The organism is Streptomyces sp. NPDC048604 (assembly GCF_043199435.1).
Lineage (GTDB): Bacteria > Actinomycetota > Actinomycetes > Streptomycetales > Streptomycetaceae > Streptomyces.
The window spans coordinates 113,014-128,352 of record NZ_JBICVX010000002.1 but is presented as its reverse complement, the minus strand read 5'-3'; the positions used below and the strand labels follow the sequence as shown (position 1 = coordinate 128,352).

16 protein-coding genes and 1 pseudogene are annotated in these 15,339 nt (G+C 72.9%); 6 read left to right on the top strand and 11 right to left on the bottom strand.

Going from position 1 to position 15,339, the window contains the following annotated elements; all coding sequences use genetic code 11:
• The first annotated feature begins 2 nt into the window (after nt 1–2).
• A complete protein-coding gene (locus ACGFMM_RS04425; RefSeq protein ID WP_393643028.1) occupies nt 3–1,136 on the top strand; it encodes an Mrp/NBP35 family ATP-binding protein in 1,134 nt (377 codons plus the stop codon).
• Nucleotides 1,137–1,191: 55 nt separating this feature from the next.
• On the opposite strand, the gene ACGFMM_RS04420 is transcribed toward ACGFMM_RS04425, so the two are convergent.
• The 5 genes from ACGFMM_RS04420 to sigE all read right to left on the bottom strand — a co-directional run bounded on the left by ACGFMM_RS04420 (nt 1,192) and on the right by sigE (nt 6,227).
• Nucleotides 1,192–1,821, bottom strand: coding sequence for a hypothetical protein (locus ACGFMM_RS04420; protein ID WP_393643027.1), 630 nt, complete (start codon nt 1,819–1,821; stop codon nt 1,192–1,194).
• A gap of 107 nt (nt 1,822–1,928) precedes the next feature.
• Nucleotides 1,929–2,378: a sec-independent translocase gene (locus ACGFMM_RS04415; protein WP_393643025.1), complete on the bottom strand. Its 450-nt coding sequence runs from the start codon at nt 2,376–2,378 to the stop codon at nt 1,929–1,931.
• A gap of 101 nt (nt 2,379–2,479) precedes the next feature.
• Nucleotides 2,480–4,474 (bottom strand): trypsin-like peptidase domain-containing protein, encoded by a 1,995-nt coding sequence (locus ACGFMM_RS04410; RefSeq protein ID WP_393643023.1) that lies wholly within the window; start codon nt 4,472–4,474, stop codon nt 2,480–2,482.
• A 56-nt stretch (nt 4,475–4,530) separates the two neighbouring features.
• The gene (locus tag ACGFMM_RS04405; RefSeq protein ID WP_393643022.1) at nt 4,531–5,421 is read right to left on the bottom strand and encodes an anti-sigma factor family protein; all 891 of its coding nucleotides are present in this window, start codon (nt 5,419–5,421) and stop codon (nt 4,531–4,533) included.
• 29 nt (nt 5,422–5,450) lie between these two features.
• Nucleotides 5,451–6,227, bottom strand: a complete 777-nt coding sequence (gene sigE / locus ACGFMM_RS04400; RefSeq protein WP_393643020.1) for an RNA polymerase sigma factor SigE — start codon at nt 6,225–6,227, stop codon at nt 5,451–5,453.
• 185 nt (nt 6,228–6,412) lie between these two features.
• Between sigE and ACGFMM_RS04395 the strand changes: the two genes are divergently transcribed.
• Nucleotides 6,413–7,078, top strand: a complete 666-nt coding sequence (locus tag ACGFMM_RS04395; RefSeq protein ID WP_393643018.1) for an O-methyltransferase — start codon at nt 6,413–6,415, stop codon at nt 7,076–7,078.
• A gap of 115 nt (nt 7,079–7,193) precedes the next feature.
• On the opposite strand, the gene ACGFMM_RS04390 is transcribed toward ACGFMM_RS04395, so the two are convergent.
• A complete protein-coding gene (locus ACGFMM_RS04390; protein ID WP_003966491.1) occupies nt 7,194–7,361 on the bottom strand; it encodes a DUF3117 domain-containing protein in 168 nt (55 codons plus the stop codon).
• Nucleotides 7,362–7,678: 317 nt separating this feature from the next.
• On the opposite strand from ACGFMM_RS04390, the gene ACGFMM_RS04385 reads away from it, so the two are divergent.
• Complete coding sequence (locus ACGFMM_RS04385) at nt 7,679–8,479, top strand: enoyl-CoA hydratase/isomerase family protein (RefSeq protein ID WP_393643016.1); 801 nt, start codon at nt 7,679–7,681, stop codon at nt 8,477–8,479.
• Nucleotides 8,480–8,538: 59 nt separating this feature from the next.
• Here ACGFMM_RS04385 and ACGFMM_RS04380 read toward each other — a convergent pair whose 3' ends face one another.
• The gene (locus ACGFMM_RS04380) at nt 8,539–9,102 is read right to left on the bottom strand and encodes a DNA-3-methyladenine glycosylase I (RefSeq protein WP_393643014.1); all 564 of its coding nucleotides are present in this window, start codon (nt 9,100–9,102) and stop codon (nt 8,539–8,541) included.
• Between the two features lie 11 nt (nt 9,103–9,113).
• Nucleotides 9,114–9,455 carry a hypothetical protein gene (locus tag ACGFMM_RS04375; protein WP_393643012.1) on the bottom strand — a complete coding sequence of 114 codons (342 nt, stop codon included), beginning with the start codon at nt 9,453–9,455 and terminating at the stop codon, nt 9,114–9,116.
• Nucleotides 9,456–9,575: 120 nt separating this feature from the next.
• On the opposite strand from ACGFMM_RS04375, the pseudogene folP reads away from it, so the two are divergent.
• A pseudogene (gene folP / locus ACGFMM_RS04370) lies at nt 9,576–10,427 on the top strand (dihydropteroate synthase); the annotation flags it as partial.
• A gap of 39 nt (nt 10,428–10,466) precedes the next feature.
• Here the strand turns inward: folP and ACGFMM_RS04365 are convergent.
• Nucleotides 10,467–11,216 (bottom strand): TIGR00730 family Rossman fold protein, encoded by a 750-nt coding sequence (locus ACGFMM_RS04365; RefSeq protein WP_393643010.1) that lies wholly within the window; start codon nt 11,214–11,216, stop codon nt 10,467–10,469.
• 82 nt (nt 11,217–11,298) lie between these two features.
• The gene (gene dapE, locus ACGFMM_RS04360) at nt 11,299–12,423 is read right to left on the bottom strand and encodes a succinyl-diaminopimelate desuccinylase (protein ID WP_393643739.1); all 1,125 of its coding nucleotides are present in this window, start codon (nt 12,421–12,423) and stop codon (nt 11,299–11,301) included.
• 108 nt (nt 12,424–12,531) lie between these two features.
• Here dapE and ACGFMM_RS04355 point away from each other — a divergent pair, with 108 nt between their 5' ends.
• Together ACGFMM_RS04355 and ACGFMM_RS04350 are read left to right on the top strand one after the other, a co-directional pair.
• Nucleotides 12,532–13,473: a hypothetical protein gene (locus ACGFMM_RS04355; RefSeq protein WP_393643009.1), complete on the top strand. Its 942-nt coding sequence runs from the start codon at nt 12,532–12,534 to the stop codon at nt 13,471–13,473.
• Between the two features lie 322 nt (nt 13,474–13,795).
• The gene (locus ACGFMM_RS04350; RefSeq protein ID WP_393643007.1) at nt 13,796–14,146 is read left to right on the top strand and encodes an ATP-binding protein; all 351 of its coding nucleotides are present in this window, start codon (nt 13,796–13,798) and stop codon (nt 14,144–14,146) included.
• Between the two features lie 66 nt (nt 14,147–14,212).
• Here ACGFMM_RS04350 and ACGFMM_RS04345 read toward each other — a convergent pair whose 3' ends face one another.
• Nucleotides 14,213–15,322 (bottom strand): bifunctional succinyldiaminopimelate transaminase/glutamate-prephenate aminotransferase, encoded by a 1,110-nt coding sequence (locus tag ACGFMM_RS04345; RefSeq protein WP_393643005.1) that lies wholly within the window; start codon nt 15,320–15,322, stop codon nt 14,213–14,215.
• Nucleotides 15,323–15,339 lie beyond the last annotated feature (17 nt).

The window sequence follows — 15,339 nt, the reverse complement described above, 5'->3', positions numbered from 1 at the left end:
GTATGGCTACGGAAGACGCGGTGCTCGAAGCGCTGTCGACGGTGAACGACCCCGAGATCAACAAACCGATCACCGAGCTCGGCATGGTGAAGTCGGTGGAGATCGCCGACGACGGCAAGGTCGCCGTGACGGTCTACCTCACCGTCTCCGGCTGTCCGATGCGCGAGACGATCACCCAGCGCGTGACGGAGGCCGTCTCCCGCGTGGAGGGCGTCACCGGCGTGGACGTCTCGCTCGACGTGATGAGCGACGAGCAGCGCAAGGAGCTGGCGGCGGCGCTGCGCGGCACGACCGCGGAGCGCGAGGTGCCGTTCGCCAAGCCCGGTTCGCTGACCCGCGTGTACGCGGTCGCCTCCGGCAAGGGCGGCGTCGGCAAGTCCTCCGTGACCGTGAACCTGGCCGCGGCGATGGCCGCGGACGGCCTGAAGGTCGGCGTCGTCGACGCGGACATCTACGGCCACAGCGTGCCGCGGATGCTGGGCGCGGACGGCCGTCCGACGCAGGTCGAGAACATGATCATGCCGCCGTCGGCGAACGGCGTGAAGGTCATCTCCATCGGCATGTTCACCCCTGGCAACGCTCCGGTGGTGTGGCGCGGCCCGATGCTGCACCGCGCGCTGCAGCAGTTCCTCGCGGACGTGTACTGGGGCGACCTGGACGTCCTGCTGCTCGACCTCCCCCCGGGTACGGGCGACATCGCGATCTCGGTGGCGCAGCTGGTCCCGAACGCGGAGATCCTCGTCGTGACCACCCCGCAGCAGGCCGCCGCGGAGGTCGCCGAGCGGGCCGGCTCGATCGCGGTGCAGACGCACCAGAAGATCGTCGGCGTCGTCGAGAACATGTCCGGGCTGCCGTGTCCGCACTGCGACGAGATGGTCGACGTGTTCGGCACCGGCGGCGGCCAGAAGGTCGCGGACGGCCTGACGAGGACCACGGGCGCGACGGTGCCGGTCCTCGGCTCCATCCCGATCGACGTGCGCCTTCGCGAGGGCGGCGACGAGGGCAAGCCGGTCGTCCTGACCGACCCCGACTCCCCCGCCGGCTCCGCCCTGCGCTCCATCGCCGGCAAGCTCGGCGGCCGCCAGCGCGGCCTGGCAGGCATGAGCCTGGGCATCACCCCGCGCAACAAGTTCTGACGGCAGGTACGACGAAGGGCACCCCGATCCGGGGTGCCCTTCGTCGTACCTGCCGTCAGGCGTACGTGTTGAGGTCGGCGACTGCCGAGAAGCCCAGACCGTACGCGCTCATGCCCCTGCCGTACGCCCCCAGGTGCACCCCGGCGGACGTCGTCCCCGCCAGCACCCAGCCGAACTCCGACTCGCGGTAGTGGAACGGCATCGGCACCCCGTCCACCGGCAGCGACAGCGAGGACCACTCCGGGCCCTCCAGGTCGTCCGCCAGCTCGAACGCCGCCTCCGTCTGCTGGTCCAGCCAGTCGTTCCGCAGCGTGTGGTCCAGCTGGCCGGGCCAGGTGTACGCCAGGAGGCCGGAGCCGGCCAGCCACGCGGCCGAGGAGACCGTCGTGGCGTCCAGCACCCCCGTACCGTCCCCCGACCGCCGTACCGGGCTCGCGGCGACCGTCACGACCACGGCGAAGCGCTCCTTCTCCGCGCCTCCCGCGTCCGTCTTTATCGTCGGCTCGTCACCGTGGCCCAGCGAACCGTGCTGCACGGCCCCGTCGGCGGCCGTGCCGACCTGCATCAGCCAGCGCGGCCCGGTGAAGGCCTCGTCGAGCCCGTACCAGGCGAACGGGGCGCGCAGGAAGCCCTCGGCAGTACGCCGGGCAGCGGGCACCCCTTCCACCCGACTCGTCGTCTCCATCTCCGGCCGCCTCCTCGATCCTTCGTGTCCGCATCGGCGGACGACAGTCGAGGATATCCATCCCGCTCCGGCCGCCCGGGATTTGGCGGCCGAACGGGTGTGGGGTGTCAGGTGGCGTCGGGGTCGAACGCGGGGCGCGCGGGCGCGTCGTCGGTCTTCTTCAGCAGATCCGGCTTCGTGCCGTTCACGCTCCCCGCCGGGACGGACGGCGGCTCCGGCTCGGCGTCGCGGCTGTTCACCGCGTCCGCGACCTCGTTCATCTCCTTGCGGAGGTCGAAGGTGTCCCGCAGCTCCTTGAGCTCGCCGAGCTCGCCGCCCTCCTTGGAGAGCTGCTTGCGCAGGTACGTCTTCGGGTTGAGGTCCTCGAACTCGAAGTCCTTGAACTCGGGGCCCAGCTCGCTGCGGATGTCGTGCTTGGCGCTCTCGGAGAAGCTCCGGACCTTGCGGATGAAACCGGCGACGTCCTGGATGACCTTGGGAAGCTTGTCCGGGCCGAAAATGAGCACGGCGAGGACAACGAGCGCGGCGAGCTCGAGTATGCCGATGTCGTTGAACACCTTGCTGCTCCTTCAGGAGGTCCGGGCCCGGTCCAAGGTACCCGCCGAACCCGACGGCGCGGTACCTCCCGGTTTCCGCTGTGGTTGCCGCCGCATGACGATCAGGAGCCCTGCGCGGAACCGAGGGTCAACGTCCTGGTCTGCTCGGAACCGCCGCGCACCACGGTCAGGGCGAGCCGGTCGCCGGGCCGGTGGGCGCGGATCTTCACGATCAACTCCTCGCCGTTGTGGACGCGTTGGCCGTCGACCTTGGTGATGACGTCGCCGGGCCGGATTCCCGCCTGCGCGGCGGGGCCGCCAGGCGTGACGGACGGGGTGCCGTCCTTGCCCTTCTCGCCGACCCGCGCGCCGTCGCCGGTGTACTGCATGTCGAGGCTCACACCGATGACGGGGTGGGTGGCCTTGCCGGTGTTGATCAGCTCTTCGGCGACGCGCTTGCCCTGGTTGATCGGGATGGCGAAGCCGAGGCCGATGGAGCCGGCCTGGCCGCTGGTCGGGTTGTCGCCGTTGCCGGCGGCCCTTATGGCGCTGTTGATGCCGATGACCCGGGCCTTGGAGTCGACGAGCGGGCCGCCGGAGTTGCCGGGGTTGATGGGCGCGTCGGTCTGCAGGGCGTCGACGTAGCTGATGTCGCTGCCGTCGCCCTTCTCACCGCCGGCGGTGATCGGGCGCTCCTTGGCGCTGATGATGCCGGAGGTGACGGTGTTCTGGAGGTCGAACGGCGCTCCGATGGCGACGACGGGGTCGCCGACGCGGACGTTGTCGGAGTTGCCGAGCGGGAGGGGCTTGAGGTTCCTGACGCCCTTGACCTTGACGACGGCGAGGTCGTAGCCGCTGTCCTTGCCGACCAGGGTGGCCTCGGCGGTCTCGCCGCTGCTGAAGGTGACGGAGATGTCGCCGGCGCTGCCGGCGGGGTCGACGACGTGGTTGTTGGTGAGGATGTGGCCGCTGCCGTCGAGGACGAAGCCGGTGCCGGTGCCGGCGGAGCCGCCGCCCTTGACGTGGATGGTGACGACGCTGGGCAGCGCGCTGGCGGCGATGCCGGCGACGCTGTCGGGGGCGCGGCCGATGTCCTCGGAGCCGGCCTGCGGGAGCTCGACGGTGTTGAGCCCGCCGGTCCGCTCGATGTACGCGCCGACGCCTCCGCCGAGGATCCCGGCGGCCAGCACGAGCGCCAGCAGCCCGGCGCAGCCGACGCCACGCCGCTTCCTCTTGCCGTCGCCCGGCGCCTGGACAGCGGGACCGGCCCCCGGCGCACTCCAGGGGTCGTACCGCACCCAGGGGGAGGCGGGGGCTGCGGGGGCGGGCATGACGGGCGCGGGGACCGGCGCGGGACCGTGAGCGGACGCGGGGGCTGGGGCGTGGGCGTGTGCCTGCGCGGGCACGGCCGGGGCCTGCGGCGGTACGGCGGGACCCTGCGGCGGTACGGCGGGCCCTTGGGGCGGTCCGGCCAGGCCCTGGGCCTGCGGCGGTACAGCCGGGCCCTGGGCCTGCGGCGGTACGGCCGGGCCCTGGGGCGGTACGGGCCGCTGTACGGGCGGCGCGGGCGCCCAGGGCCCGGGTCCGCCGTAGGGCGGGGTGCTGTACTCGTCCGGCTCGTGCAGCGGCTGACCGGGCGCCCGGTAGGCCTCGGAGGCCGCGAGGGGAGCGGTCTCGCCGTGCGACGGCGCAGGCTGCGCCGGTACGGGAGCGGCGTCACCGCCCGGCTGCGCGGGCTCCGGCGCCGGTTGCGGAACGGTGGTCTCCACCGCGTCGCCGACCGCGGCCGGCTGGTCGGCGTCGACGACCGGCGCGGGCGCGGCCTCGGGGGCCGCTTCGGGAGCCGCGTCGGCGGGCTCCGCGTCGGCGACCGGCGCGGGCTCTGCTGCGTCGGTCGCTGCGGCCTGCTGGGCCGTCTCGTCGCTCGCGGGCGCGGGCTGCGCCGGGGCGGCGAGGGTGAAGTCGCCGTCCGGGTCGGTCGGCGCCGGGGCGTGCCCGCCCGGCGCCGGCTCCTCCTGGGTGGATATCACCGGGTCCGGTTCAGCGCCCGGTTCGGGCCTGCTCGCCGGGCGGCTCCACCACTTCGGCTTCCGGCCGGTGGTCTTCCCGTCTTCCATGCTCTCCCCGTCACAGCGTGTCCTGTCCCTGCCCCGAGGATTCAATCAGGTTCGGGTCAACGCCGGGACGCGAGCGGGTCGCTCGGGTGGCTCGGAGCCGTGAGACGGGTCGGTTCGGGGGTGTGGGTCGGGGGGACGGTGAACGCCGACTGGATCGCCGAGCCCGTGGGCCGTATCAGCGGAGACATCACAAGCAGCGGCGTGACCGGCGACTGGAACTGCACGCTCGACGCCGCGTTCAGCCGGGCGTCGTTGAGCCGGGCCGCGTTCAGCCGGGCCGCGTTCCACGGATCGGCGTTCAGCCGCGCCGCGTTGACCAGCATCGGGGCCGGCCGCTCCGCCGCGCCCCCGCGGCGGTCCTCGACGCCTTCGCCGACGCTCTGCGCGCCGCCGCCGGACCGCGCCGGCGACACCGACGCGCCCGCGCCCTCACCGCGCGCACCGGCCTCGACCGCCGCCTCCAGCGGCAGCGCGCCGCCGAGGGCGATGGCCGCGAAGGACACCGCACCGGCCGCCGCGAAGGCGAACCGGCGCCCGCGTCCCGCGCGGTCTTGGCCGGGCCGGGCGACCTCGTGGATCCGGAAGCCGGCCCGCGGGTCGACCGCCGCCGCGGTCGCGAAGCCGTTGCCGCCGAAGACACCGCCGCCGCCGAAGCCCTCGACGCCGTCCATCCCGTCGACCGGGCCGAAGGGGCCGCGGAGGCCGCCGCCCCCGCTACCGCCTGGGTCGCCCGGTCCGCCGGGCAGTCCTTGAAGGCGCGCCAGAAGCCCTTCGGACGGCGGCGGCGGCGCGGTCTGCGCGAACACGTTCTTCAGGGTGCGCTGCGCGTCGGCCTCGGCCTTGCAGCGGGCGCAGGTGGCGAGATGCGCGAGCACCCGCTCGCGCGCGTCATGACCGAGCTCGCCGTCGACGAGCGCGGCGAGCCGGTCCCCGAGGTGGTGTTCCACGGGGGTGGGACCTACGGGACTGGAGCTGCTCACGCGGTTCCGCCCTCCCAGCCGACGACGGCGGTCGGCGCCGTCGCCGCGTACGCCCGCTCCGCCCGGGCCTCCGGGGAGCGGTGCTGCAGGGCCTTGCGCAGGTGGGAACGGCCGCGGTGGATCCGGCTGCGGACGGTGCCCAGCTTCACGCCGAGCGTCGCGGCGATCTCCTCGTACGAGAGCCCCTCGATGTCACAGAGGACGACCGCGGCGCGGAACTCGGGCGCGAGGGTGTCCAGCGCCTGCTGCACGTCCGCGTCGAAGTGGGTGTCGTTGAACGCCTGCTGCGGGGACGGCTCGCGGCTCGGCAGCCGCTCCGCCGCGTCGTCGCCGAGCGCGTCGAACCGGATGCGCTGCTTGCGGCGGACCATGTCCAGGAACAGGTTCGTGGTGATGCGGTGCAGCCAGCCCTCGAAGGTGCCCGGCGTGTACGTGGACAGCGAGCGGAAGACGCGGACGAAGACCTCCTGGGTGAGGTCCTCGGCGTCGTGTTGGTTGCCGGTGAGGCGGTAGGCGAGGCGGTAGACCCGACCACTGTGCGTGCTGACGATCTCCTCCCACGTGGGCGGAGTCCACGCCTGGGCGTCCGCGTCCGATGCGAAGGTCGCGGTGGTGGGTGCGGAGTCGTCGGTGCGGAAACGGTCAGCGGTCTCGGTCACGGATTTCGGCTCACCCGCCGACCTGAGAAGACGCCGAAGCAGTCCTCCCCGATCCACAGGCGCAGCCGCACCTCCCCTGTCGGCTCTGGTGGTGTCCAGTGGAGCCCCTACCATAGCCACCTCGCCCGTTAGCTCCGGATAAGAATCTTTACGCGAATTTGGGACCGGCTCGCAGGTCGTCGCCGTCGGTGCCATCCCGTACCCCCCCGTTCGCGCGGTTCTCTCGCGCGTCCCTCTCTGTCCCTTATGAACGCCCGGTCCCATCTGCGGGTTCCCGGGCACAGCGGATACAGTCACCGTTGCGCCAACTACGGGGACAGGAGAGGGCCATTACCGCCAACCGGCAGACGAGCTGGGCGTTCGCCGACGCCTTTGTCGCCGAGGACGAAGCGCTGCGCTGGGCCCGTGACCGGGCCCGGGAGGCAGCGCTGCCCTCGGTGTCGCCGTCTACCGGCGCCGTGCTGCGGCTGCTCGCCGCGACGGCGGACGCGAAGGCCGTGGCGGAGATCGGCACCGGCACCGGCGTGTCGGGGATCTATCTGCTGCAGGGGATGCGGCCGGACGGGGTCCTGACCACGGTGGACCTGGAGCCGGAGCGGCAGCAGTTCGCGAAGACGGCGTTCCGCGCGGCGGGCTTCGCCGGGAACCGGGCGCGTTTCATCCCCGGCCGCGCGCTGGACGTGCTGCCGCGGCTCGCGGACGGCGGGTACGACCTGGTGTTCTGCGACGGCGACCGGCTGGAGTGCCTGGACTACCTCGCTGAATCGTTGCGCCTGCTGCGCCCGGGCGGCCTGGTCTGCTTCGAGGGCATGTTCGCGGAGGGCCGCACGGTGGACTCGGCGGCGCAGCCGGCGGAGGTGCTGCGGGTGCGGGAACTGCTGCGGGCGATACGCGAGAGCCAGGAACTGCTGCCGTCGCTGCTGCCGGTGGGCGACGGGCTGCTCTGCGCGGTACGGCGTCCCTAGGACGATCCGGCCCACCGCCCAGGACGATCCGCCCGACCGCCTCAGACACCGCACCGCCCCGGCGCGGTCCTGGGGACCGTGCCGGGGCGGTGCGAAATCGGGGGCGCGTTTCGCGTCAGCCGACGACCTTCTTCAGGGCGTCGCCGAGTGCATCGGCCTCGTCCGGAGTCAGCTCGACGACAAGCCGACCGCCGCCTTCGAGCGGAACGCGCATGACGATGCCCCGCCCCTCCTTGGTCACCTCGAGCGGGCCGTCGCCCGTCCGCGGCTTCATGGCCGCCATGCTCGTTCCCCTTCCTGAAACCAGCTCATCGTCGCCGACGGCTGCCCCGGAGGAGCACGCGTCACCGGCATCGAACACATTGCTTCCTGGTCATTATCCCGCATCAACGGACCCGATGACCAACATCGGACTGCATCGCTTCCGCAACGCGCTCTCGCAAAACCGTCCATTTCGGCGAACGGCCTGCGATACTTCGCCGCCCTGGCTCCCGGACGGCGCGCCGAATCTTTGACACAGCTCACATGTTCCATGGGGGCAGAACTCCGCCATGCTGGTCGGATCAGCGATCAACGATGACCGTCCGAAGGGGATCTGCCATGGCCGACACCGTCCTGTACGAGGTGAGCGACGGGCTCGCCACCATCACGCTCAACCGGCCCGAGGCCATGAACGCGATGAATGTGGCTGCGAAGGTGGCGCTCCGGGACGCGGCGGAGGCGGCCGCGGCCGATTCGGCCGTTCGGGCGGTGCTGCTGACGGCGACGGGCCGGGCGTTCTGCGTGGGGCAGGACCTGAAGGAGCACGTGGGCCTGCTGCTCGCGGCCCACGAGTCCGGCGCGACCGAGGTGATGAGCACGGTGCGTGAGCACTACAACCCGATCACGCGGGCCCTGGCCGGCATGAAGAAGCCGGTGGTGGCGGGCGTGAACGGTGTCGCGGCGGGGGCGGGCTTCGGCTTCGCGCTGGCGGCGGACTACCGGGTGGTGGCGGACACCGCGTCGTTCAACACGTCCTTCGCGGGTGTCGCGCTGACGGCGGACTCGGGCATGTCGTGGACGCTGCCGCGGCTGATCGGCGCGAGCCGGGCGTCGGACCTGCTGCTGTTCCCCCGGTCGATCACGGCGCAGGAGGCGTACGAGCTGGGCATCGTGAACCGCCTGGTCCCCGCGGCGGACCTCGCCAAGGAGGCGGAGGCGGTCGCGCGCACCCTGGCGGAGGGCCCGACGGTCTCGTACGCGGCGCTGAAGGAGTCCCTGGCCTACGGGGCGGACCACTCCCTCGACGAGGCTCTGGAGAAGGAGGACGAGCTCCAGTCCAAGGCGGGCGCGTCGGAGGACCACACGATCGCGGTGCGGGCCTTCCTGGCGAAGGAGAAGCCGAAGTACCTGGGCCGCTGACGCGAGGCTCCGCTCCCGCCCCGCCCCTGCCGGGGCGGGGTGACGCGGCGCGGCGCCCGTCAGCGCATCGCGCAGTCTTCGAGGTGGTCGTTGACCAGGCCGCAGGCCTGCATCAGGGCGTAGGCCGTGGTGGGGCCGACGAAGCGGACGCCCTGCTTCTTGAGGGCCTTCGACAGGGCCGTCGACTCCGGCGTCACCGCCGGGACGTCGGCCAGGGTGCGCGGCGCGGGGCGGCCGGGCTCGGGGGCGTGGGACCAGATCAGGGCGTCCAGGTCACCGGGTGCCCAGGTCGCCAGGAGCTTCGCGTTCGCCAGGGTGGCGTCGATCTTCGCGCGGTTGCGGATGATGCCCTCGTCCGCCAGCAGCCGCTCCCTGTCCGGCTCCCCGAAGCGCGCCACCTCCGCGATCCGGAAGCCCTCGAAGGCCTTCCGGAAGCCCTCGCGCCGGCGCAGGATCGTGATCCACGACAGGCCCGACTGGAACGCCTCCAGGCACAGCCGCTCGAAGAGCGCGTCGTCGCCGCGGACCGGCTTGCCCCACTCCTCGTCGTGGTACGCGACGTAGTCCTCCGCCGACAGCCCCCACGGGCAGCGGAGCCGGCCGTCGGGGCCCGCGATCGACATGCCGTCCTCCGTCACCGCTCGTCCTCCCCGCCCGGCTTCTTGAACAGGTCCGGGCGCGACACCGCCTGCGCCTGCGCGCCGGCCAGCGCCGCCTCCAGCTCCGCGATCCGGGCGTCCCGCTCCGCCAGCTCCGCGCCCAGCCGGGCCAGTACGTCGTCCACGTCCGCCATCCGGTAGCCGCGCGCCGCCACCGGCAGCCGCAGCGCCTCGACGTCCGCCCGGCCCACCGGCCGCGTCTCCGGCAGCGGATCCACCAGGCCCTCCGGCGCGGCCTCGGGCAGCACCTCACCGTCGCCGCCGCCGACCACCACCAGGGTGACCGCCGCGACGACCACGACCATCGCTACAGCCAAGAACCAGAACACAGCGCGCCTCTCCCGGTGTGGAATTCGTCCCGTGCCGATCGTGCCATGCGCCGCCGACAGCTAGGGTCGCAGGCGAAGAGACCTGAGGGACGAGGGAGGACAAAGGGGATGCTGCGCTTGGGGCGGCGGGAATTCGGGCCGCACGAGCCGGTGATCATGGCGATCGTCAACCGGACCCCGGATTCGTTCTACGACCAGGGCGCGACCTTCCGCGACGAGCCCGCGCTCGCCCGTGTCGAGCAGGCCGTAGCCGAGGGCGCGGCGATCATCGACATCGGCGGCGTCAAGGCCGGTCCCGGCGAGGAGGTCACCGCCGAGGAGGAGGCGCGCCGCACCGTCGGCTTCGTCGCCGAGGTGCGGCGGCGTCACCCCGATGTCGTCATCAGCGTCGACACCTGGCGGCACGACGTCGGCGCGGCCGTCTGCGAGGCCGGGGCGGACGTGCTGAACGACGCGTGGGGCGGCGTCGACCCGCGGCTCGCGGAGGTCGCCGCGCGGTACGGAGCGGGGCTCGTGTGCACGCACGCGGGCGGCGCGGAGCCGCGTACGCGGCCGCATCGCGTGGAGTACGAGGACGTCATGGCCGACATCCTGCGCGTCACGCTGGGCCTGGCCGAGCGCGCCGTCGAACTCGGCGTACGGCGGGACGGGATCATGATCGATCCCGGTCACGACTTCGGGAAGAACACGCGGCACAGCCTGGAGGCGACGCGGCGGCTGGGCGAGATGACGGAGACCGGGTGGCCGGTGCTCGTGTCGCTGTCCAACAAGGACTTCGTCGGGGAGTCGATCGACCGCCCGGTGAAGGAGCGGGTGGTGGGCACGCTCGCGACGACGGCGGTCTCCGCGTGGCTGGGGGCGCAGGTGTACCGGGTGCACGAGGTGGCGGAGACCCGGCAGGTGCTGGACATGGTGGCCGCGATCGCGGGACACCGTGAGCCCGCCGTGGCGGGGGGGGGGGGGGGGGGGGCCCCCCCCCCCCCCCCCCCCCCCCCCCCCCTACCTGCCCGTTTCCTTCGACACCAGGGCGACCGCCTCTTCCACGTCGTCCGTGACGTGGAAGAGGAGGAGGTCCTTCTCGGAGGCCTTGCCGCCGGCGACGACCGAGTCGCGGAGCCAGTCGACCAGGCCCTTCCAGTACTCCGTGCCGAAGAGGACGATCGGGAAGCGGGTGACCTTGCGCGTCTGGACGAGGGTGAGCGCCTCGAAGAGTTCGTCCAGGGTGCCCAGCCCGCCCGGCAGGACGACGAAGCCCTGCGCGTACTTCACGAACATCGTCTTGCGGACGAAGAAGTACCGGAAGTTGACGCCGATGTCGACGTGCGGGTTGAGCCCCTGCTCGAAGGGCAGCTCGATGCCGAGGCCGACCGAGATGCCCTTGGCCTCCCGCGCCCCCTTGTTCGCCGCCTCCATCGCGCCCGGGCCGCCGCCCGTGATCACCGCGAAGCCGGCCTCGACCAGCGCCTGGCCCAGCCGGACGCCGGCCTCGTACTCGGGCGAGTCCGGCCGGGTGCGGGCCGAGCCGAAGACGCTGATCGCGCTCGGCAGTTCCGCGAGGGCGCCGAAGCCCTCCACGAACTCGGACTGGATGCGCATGACCCGCCAGGGATCGGTGTGCACCCACTCGGAGTCGCCCTCGGTGTCCAGCAGCCGCTGATCCGTCGTTCCCGGCACGATCTGCTCGCGGCGCCGCAGCACCGGACCGAGTCGCTGCTCCTCCGGCTTCGACGCGCCTTCGGGCATAGCCATGGCCTGCTCCCTCCACCGATGTTGCCGATGTTGTGCGGTCAGCGTAGGTCGCCGCAGGTGACAAAAAGCGAAATTACGGCAGTCAGGCAGTCAGCCAGTCGTGGAGGCGTGCCTCGCAGTGCCGGATCTTGTCCACGTGCACATGCTCGTCGCGCTTGTGCGCGTACAGAGGGTCACCGGGCCCGTAGTTGACCGCGGGCACCCCCAGGGCGCTGAAGCGGGCCACGTCGGTCCAGCCGAACTTGGGCTTCGCCGCCCCGCCGACGGCCTTCATGAACGCCTGCGCGGCCGGGTGGGAGAGGCCGGGGAGCGCGCCGGGGCTGTGGTCGTCGATCACGAACTCGGCGATGCCGCAGTCCGCGAACACCTCGCGGACGTGCGCCTCCGCCTCCTCCATGGAGCGGTCGGGCGCGTAGCGGAAGTTGACCGTGACGGTGCACGCGTCGGGGATGACGTTGGTGGCGACGCCGCCGTTGACGAGCACGGCGTTGAGGCCCTCGCGGTACTCCAGTCCGTCGATCACGCGCTTCTGCGGCTCGTACGCGGCGAGGCGGGCGAGGATCGGGGCGGCGGCGTGGATGGCGTTGGAACCCATCCAGGAGCGCGCCGAGTGGGAGCGCTCGCCCTCCGTGCGCAGGTGGACCCGGAGCGTGCCCTGGCAGCCGCCCTCGACCTCGCCGACGGAAGGCTCCAGGAGGATCGCGAAGTCGCCCTCCAGCCAGTCGGGGTGGGCCTCGGCCACATGCCCGAGGCCGTTGAGGTGGGCGGCGACCTCCTCGTTGTCGTAGAAGACGAAGGTGAGGTCGCGGTTGGGCTCGGGGACGGTGGCGGCGATGCGGAGCTGTACGGCGACGCCGGACTTCATGTCGCTGGTGCCGCAGCCCCACAGGACGCCGTTCTCGTCGAGCCGGGACGGCACGTTGTCGGCGATCGGGACGGTGTCGATGTGGCCGGCGAGGACGACGCGCTCGGCGCGGCCGAGGTGGGTGCGGGCGACGACGTTGTTGCCGTACCGGTCGACGGTGAGGTGCGGGAGGGCCCGCAGGGCCTCCTCGATCGCGTCCGCCAGCGGCTTCTCCGTCCCGCTGACGGAGGGGAAGTCGACGAGGGCGGCGGTGAGGGCCGGGCCGTCGAGGGTGAGGTCCAGGGCGCCGCCCTGTCCGGTGCGGTCGGTGTCGGTCATCGTCTCTGCCTCGCCATCTGCCATGCGCATGCAGTCGACCCTAACGCGCCCGCCCCCGCGGTTCCCGCGCTGCTCATGCCGTGATACGGACGGGGTGGCGGGGCCGTAACCGGACTCCAGTACGGTGGGCCCGTGCCCGAGACCGCCCCCACTTCCGCGTCCTCCGGTCGCCGGCCCCGTCGCCGCGGCCGTCTCGCCCGATTCACGGCCGCGTTGGCCGTGCTGACCGGGCTGGCCGCGTATGTGGCCGTCCACTACGCGACGGGCGGCAAAGGCGCGCCGCGGTGCAGTGTGGGCAGCGGCGCGAACATGTACGAGTTCTCCCCCGAGCAGGCGTCGAACGCGGCGACGATCTCCGCCGTGGGCACGACCCGAGGACTGCCCGAGCGGGCCGTCACCATCGCGCTGGCGACCGCGCTGCAGGAGTCGGCGCTGCGCAACATCCAGCACGGCGACCGGGATTCGCTGGGCCTGTTCCAGCAGCGCCCGTCGATGGGCTGGGGAACGCCGGAGCAGATCCTCGACCCCGTCTACTCCTCCGGGAAGTTCTACGAGCACCTGGAGGACGTACCGGGGTACTCGCGGCTGCCGCTGACGGTGGCGGCGCAGAAGGTGCAGCGCAGCGGGTTCCCGCAGGCGTACGCGAAGCACGAGCCGGACGCGACGCTGCTGGCGGCGGCGCTGACGGGGCGCTCGGGGGCGTCGCTGTCGTGCACGGCGCGCCCGTCGGACGGCCGCGCCGGAGACCCGGCGCAGGTCCGGGACGAACTCGTGCGCGCCTTCGGCAAGGACCTGAAGCCCACGGTCCCGCCCCGCACGGGCGCGGGCCGCAACGCGGCGGGCGCTCAGCCGCAGGCGGTCGTGACGGTCCCGGTCCGCGAGACGTCCGTCCCGGCGGACCAGCGCGGCTGGGAGCTCGCCAACTGGGCGGTCGCCCGCGCGGAGTCCCTGCGCATCCAGGAGGTCGCGTACGCGGGCCGAGTCTGGCGCGCGACGGACGTCTCCGGCACCTGGACAAAGGCCCAGACCACCGCCACCCCCCTCGACGAGGTCCACATCCGCGTCGCCCCGTAGTCCGGCGCATCTCGCCCCGAAGATCGTCGCACCAGCCCGCACACACCCGTGCGAGGGGTCACCCCTGCGGGTATTCCGGTGGGGACCCCGGAGTCGTGTCGGGCGTGGGGTTCTTGGGGGTGGCGTGGGGGGCTCGGAGGCTTGGCGTCCCGCCGGGTAAACGGTTCCGCCGGGGGTGGCGGGGGCATGTGCTTCGTCCGGGTTTCCGTGCGTCCGATAATGCGACGCGTTACCAAGTCTTTACATTGGGTCGCCGCAACCTCTCCCTCCCCCGGGGCTGTTGATCCCTGCGACAAGCACGTCCCCTCGTCGAAGGAGCAACATGTCCCTCCCCCTGAGCCGTCGGATCGCCCGTGCCGCGCTGCTGGTCGCCGCGGGAGCCGCGCCCGTGATCGGTGCGGCCGGTGTCGCGGGCGCCGCGGAGCTGCCCGGGGCCGGTGGGCTGGCCGGGCTGACGCAGCTCGACCCGAGCAGCGCCGCCTCGACCGTCGGTGGTGCCACCGACGCCGCCGCCCCGCTCGCGCAGGAGGCCACCGGCGACGCCGCCGGGGGTGCCGGGGAGCTCGTCGGCGGCGCGCAGGACAAGCTGCCCACCGACAGCCTGCCGACCGACAAGCTGCCCACCGGCGGCCTGCCCACCGGCAGCCTGCCCGGCGGTGGCCTGCTCGGCTGAGCCACGAGACACCGGAAGGGCCCGGGAGGCGGTCACCGCCTCCCGGGCCCTCGTCGTGTCAGGGGCCTACGCGCCCAGCCGCTTCACCGCCGCCGCCACGCGCTCGTCCGTCGCCGTGAACGCGACCCGTACGAACCGCTCCCCGGCCTCGCCGTAGAAGTCGCCCGGCGCGACGAGGATGCCCAGCTCCGCCAGGTACGCCACCGTGTCCCAGCACGGTTCGTCCCGCGTCGCCCACAGGTACAGGCTCGCCTCGCTGTGCTCGATGCGGAAGCCGTGCGCCTCCAGCGCCGCCCGCAGCGCCGCGCGCCGGGCCGCGTACCGCTCCCGCTGTTCCGCCACGTGCGCGTCGTCGCCGAGCGCGGCCACCGTCGCGGCCTGCACGGGCGCGGGCGTCATCATCCCGCCGTGCTTGCGGATCTGGAGGAGTTCGGCGAGCACCGCCGGGTCGCCCGCGATGAACGCCGCCCGGTAGCCCGCCAGGTTGGAGCGCTTGGAGAGCGAGTGGACGGCCACGATGCCCTCGTACGAGCCGCCGCTCACGTCCGGGTGCAGCACCGACACCGGGTCGGCCTCCCAGCCCAGCTCCAGGTAGCACTCGTCGGAGAAGACCAGCACGCCGTGCTCCCGCGCCCACGCGACGATCCGGGTCAGCTCGTCCTTCGGCAGCACCTTCCCCGTGGGGTTCGACGGGGAGTTGAGCCACAGCAGCTTCAGGCCCCGCGGGTCCAGCTCCGTGGGGTCGTCGTAGACGACCGGCTCCGCGCCGCACAGCCGCGCGCCGACCTCGTACGTCGGGTACGCGAGCCTCGGGTAGGCCACCTTGTCGCCCGCGCCGAGCCCGAGCTGGGTCGGCAGCCAGGCCACCAGTTCCTTCGAGCCGACCACCGGCAGCACGTTCTCGTGCCCGAAGCCGGCCGCGCCGAGCCGCCGCTCGCACCAGCCGCTGATCGCGTCGCGCAGCGCGGCCGTGCCCCACACCGTGGGATAGCCCGGCGAGTCCGCGGCCGCCACCAGGGCCCGCTGGATCAGCGCCGGCACCGGGTCGACCGGCGTGCCGACGGAGAGGTCGACGATGCCGTCGGCGTGCGCCTGGGCGGTCTTCTTGTACGGCTCCAGTTTGTCCCAGGGGAACACGGGAAGCCGGGACGAGACGCGGGACGGAACAGCGGACACGGTGCTCACTTTCTCGT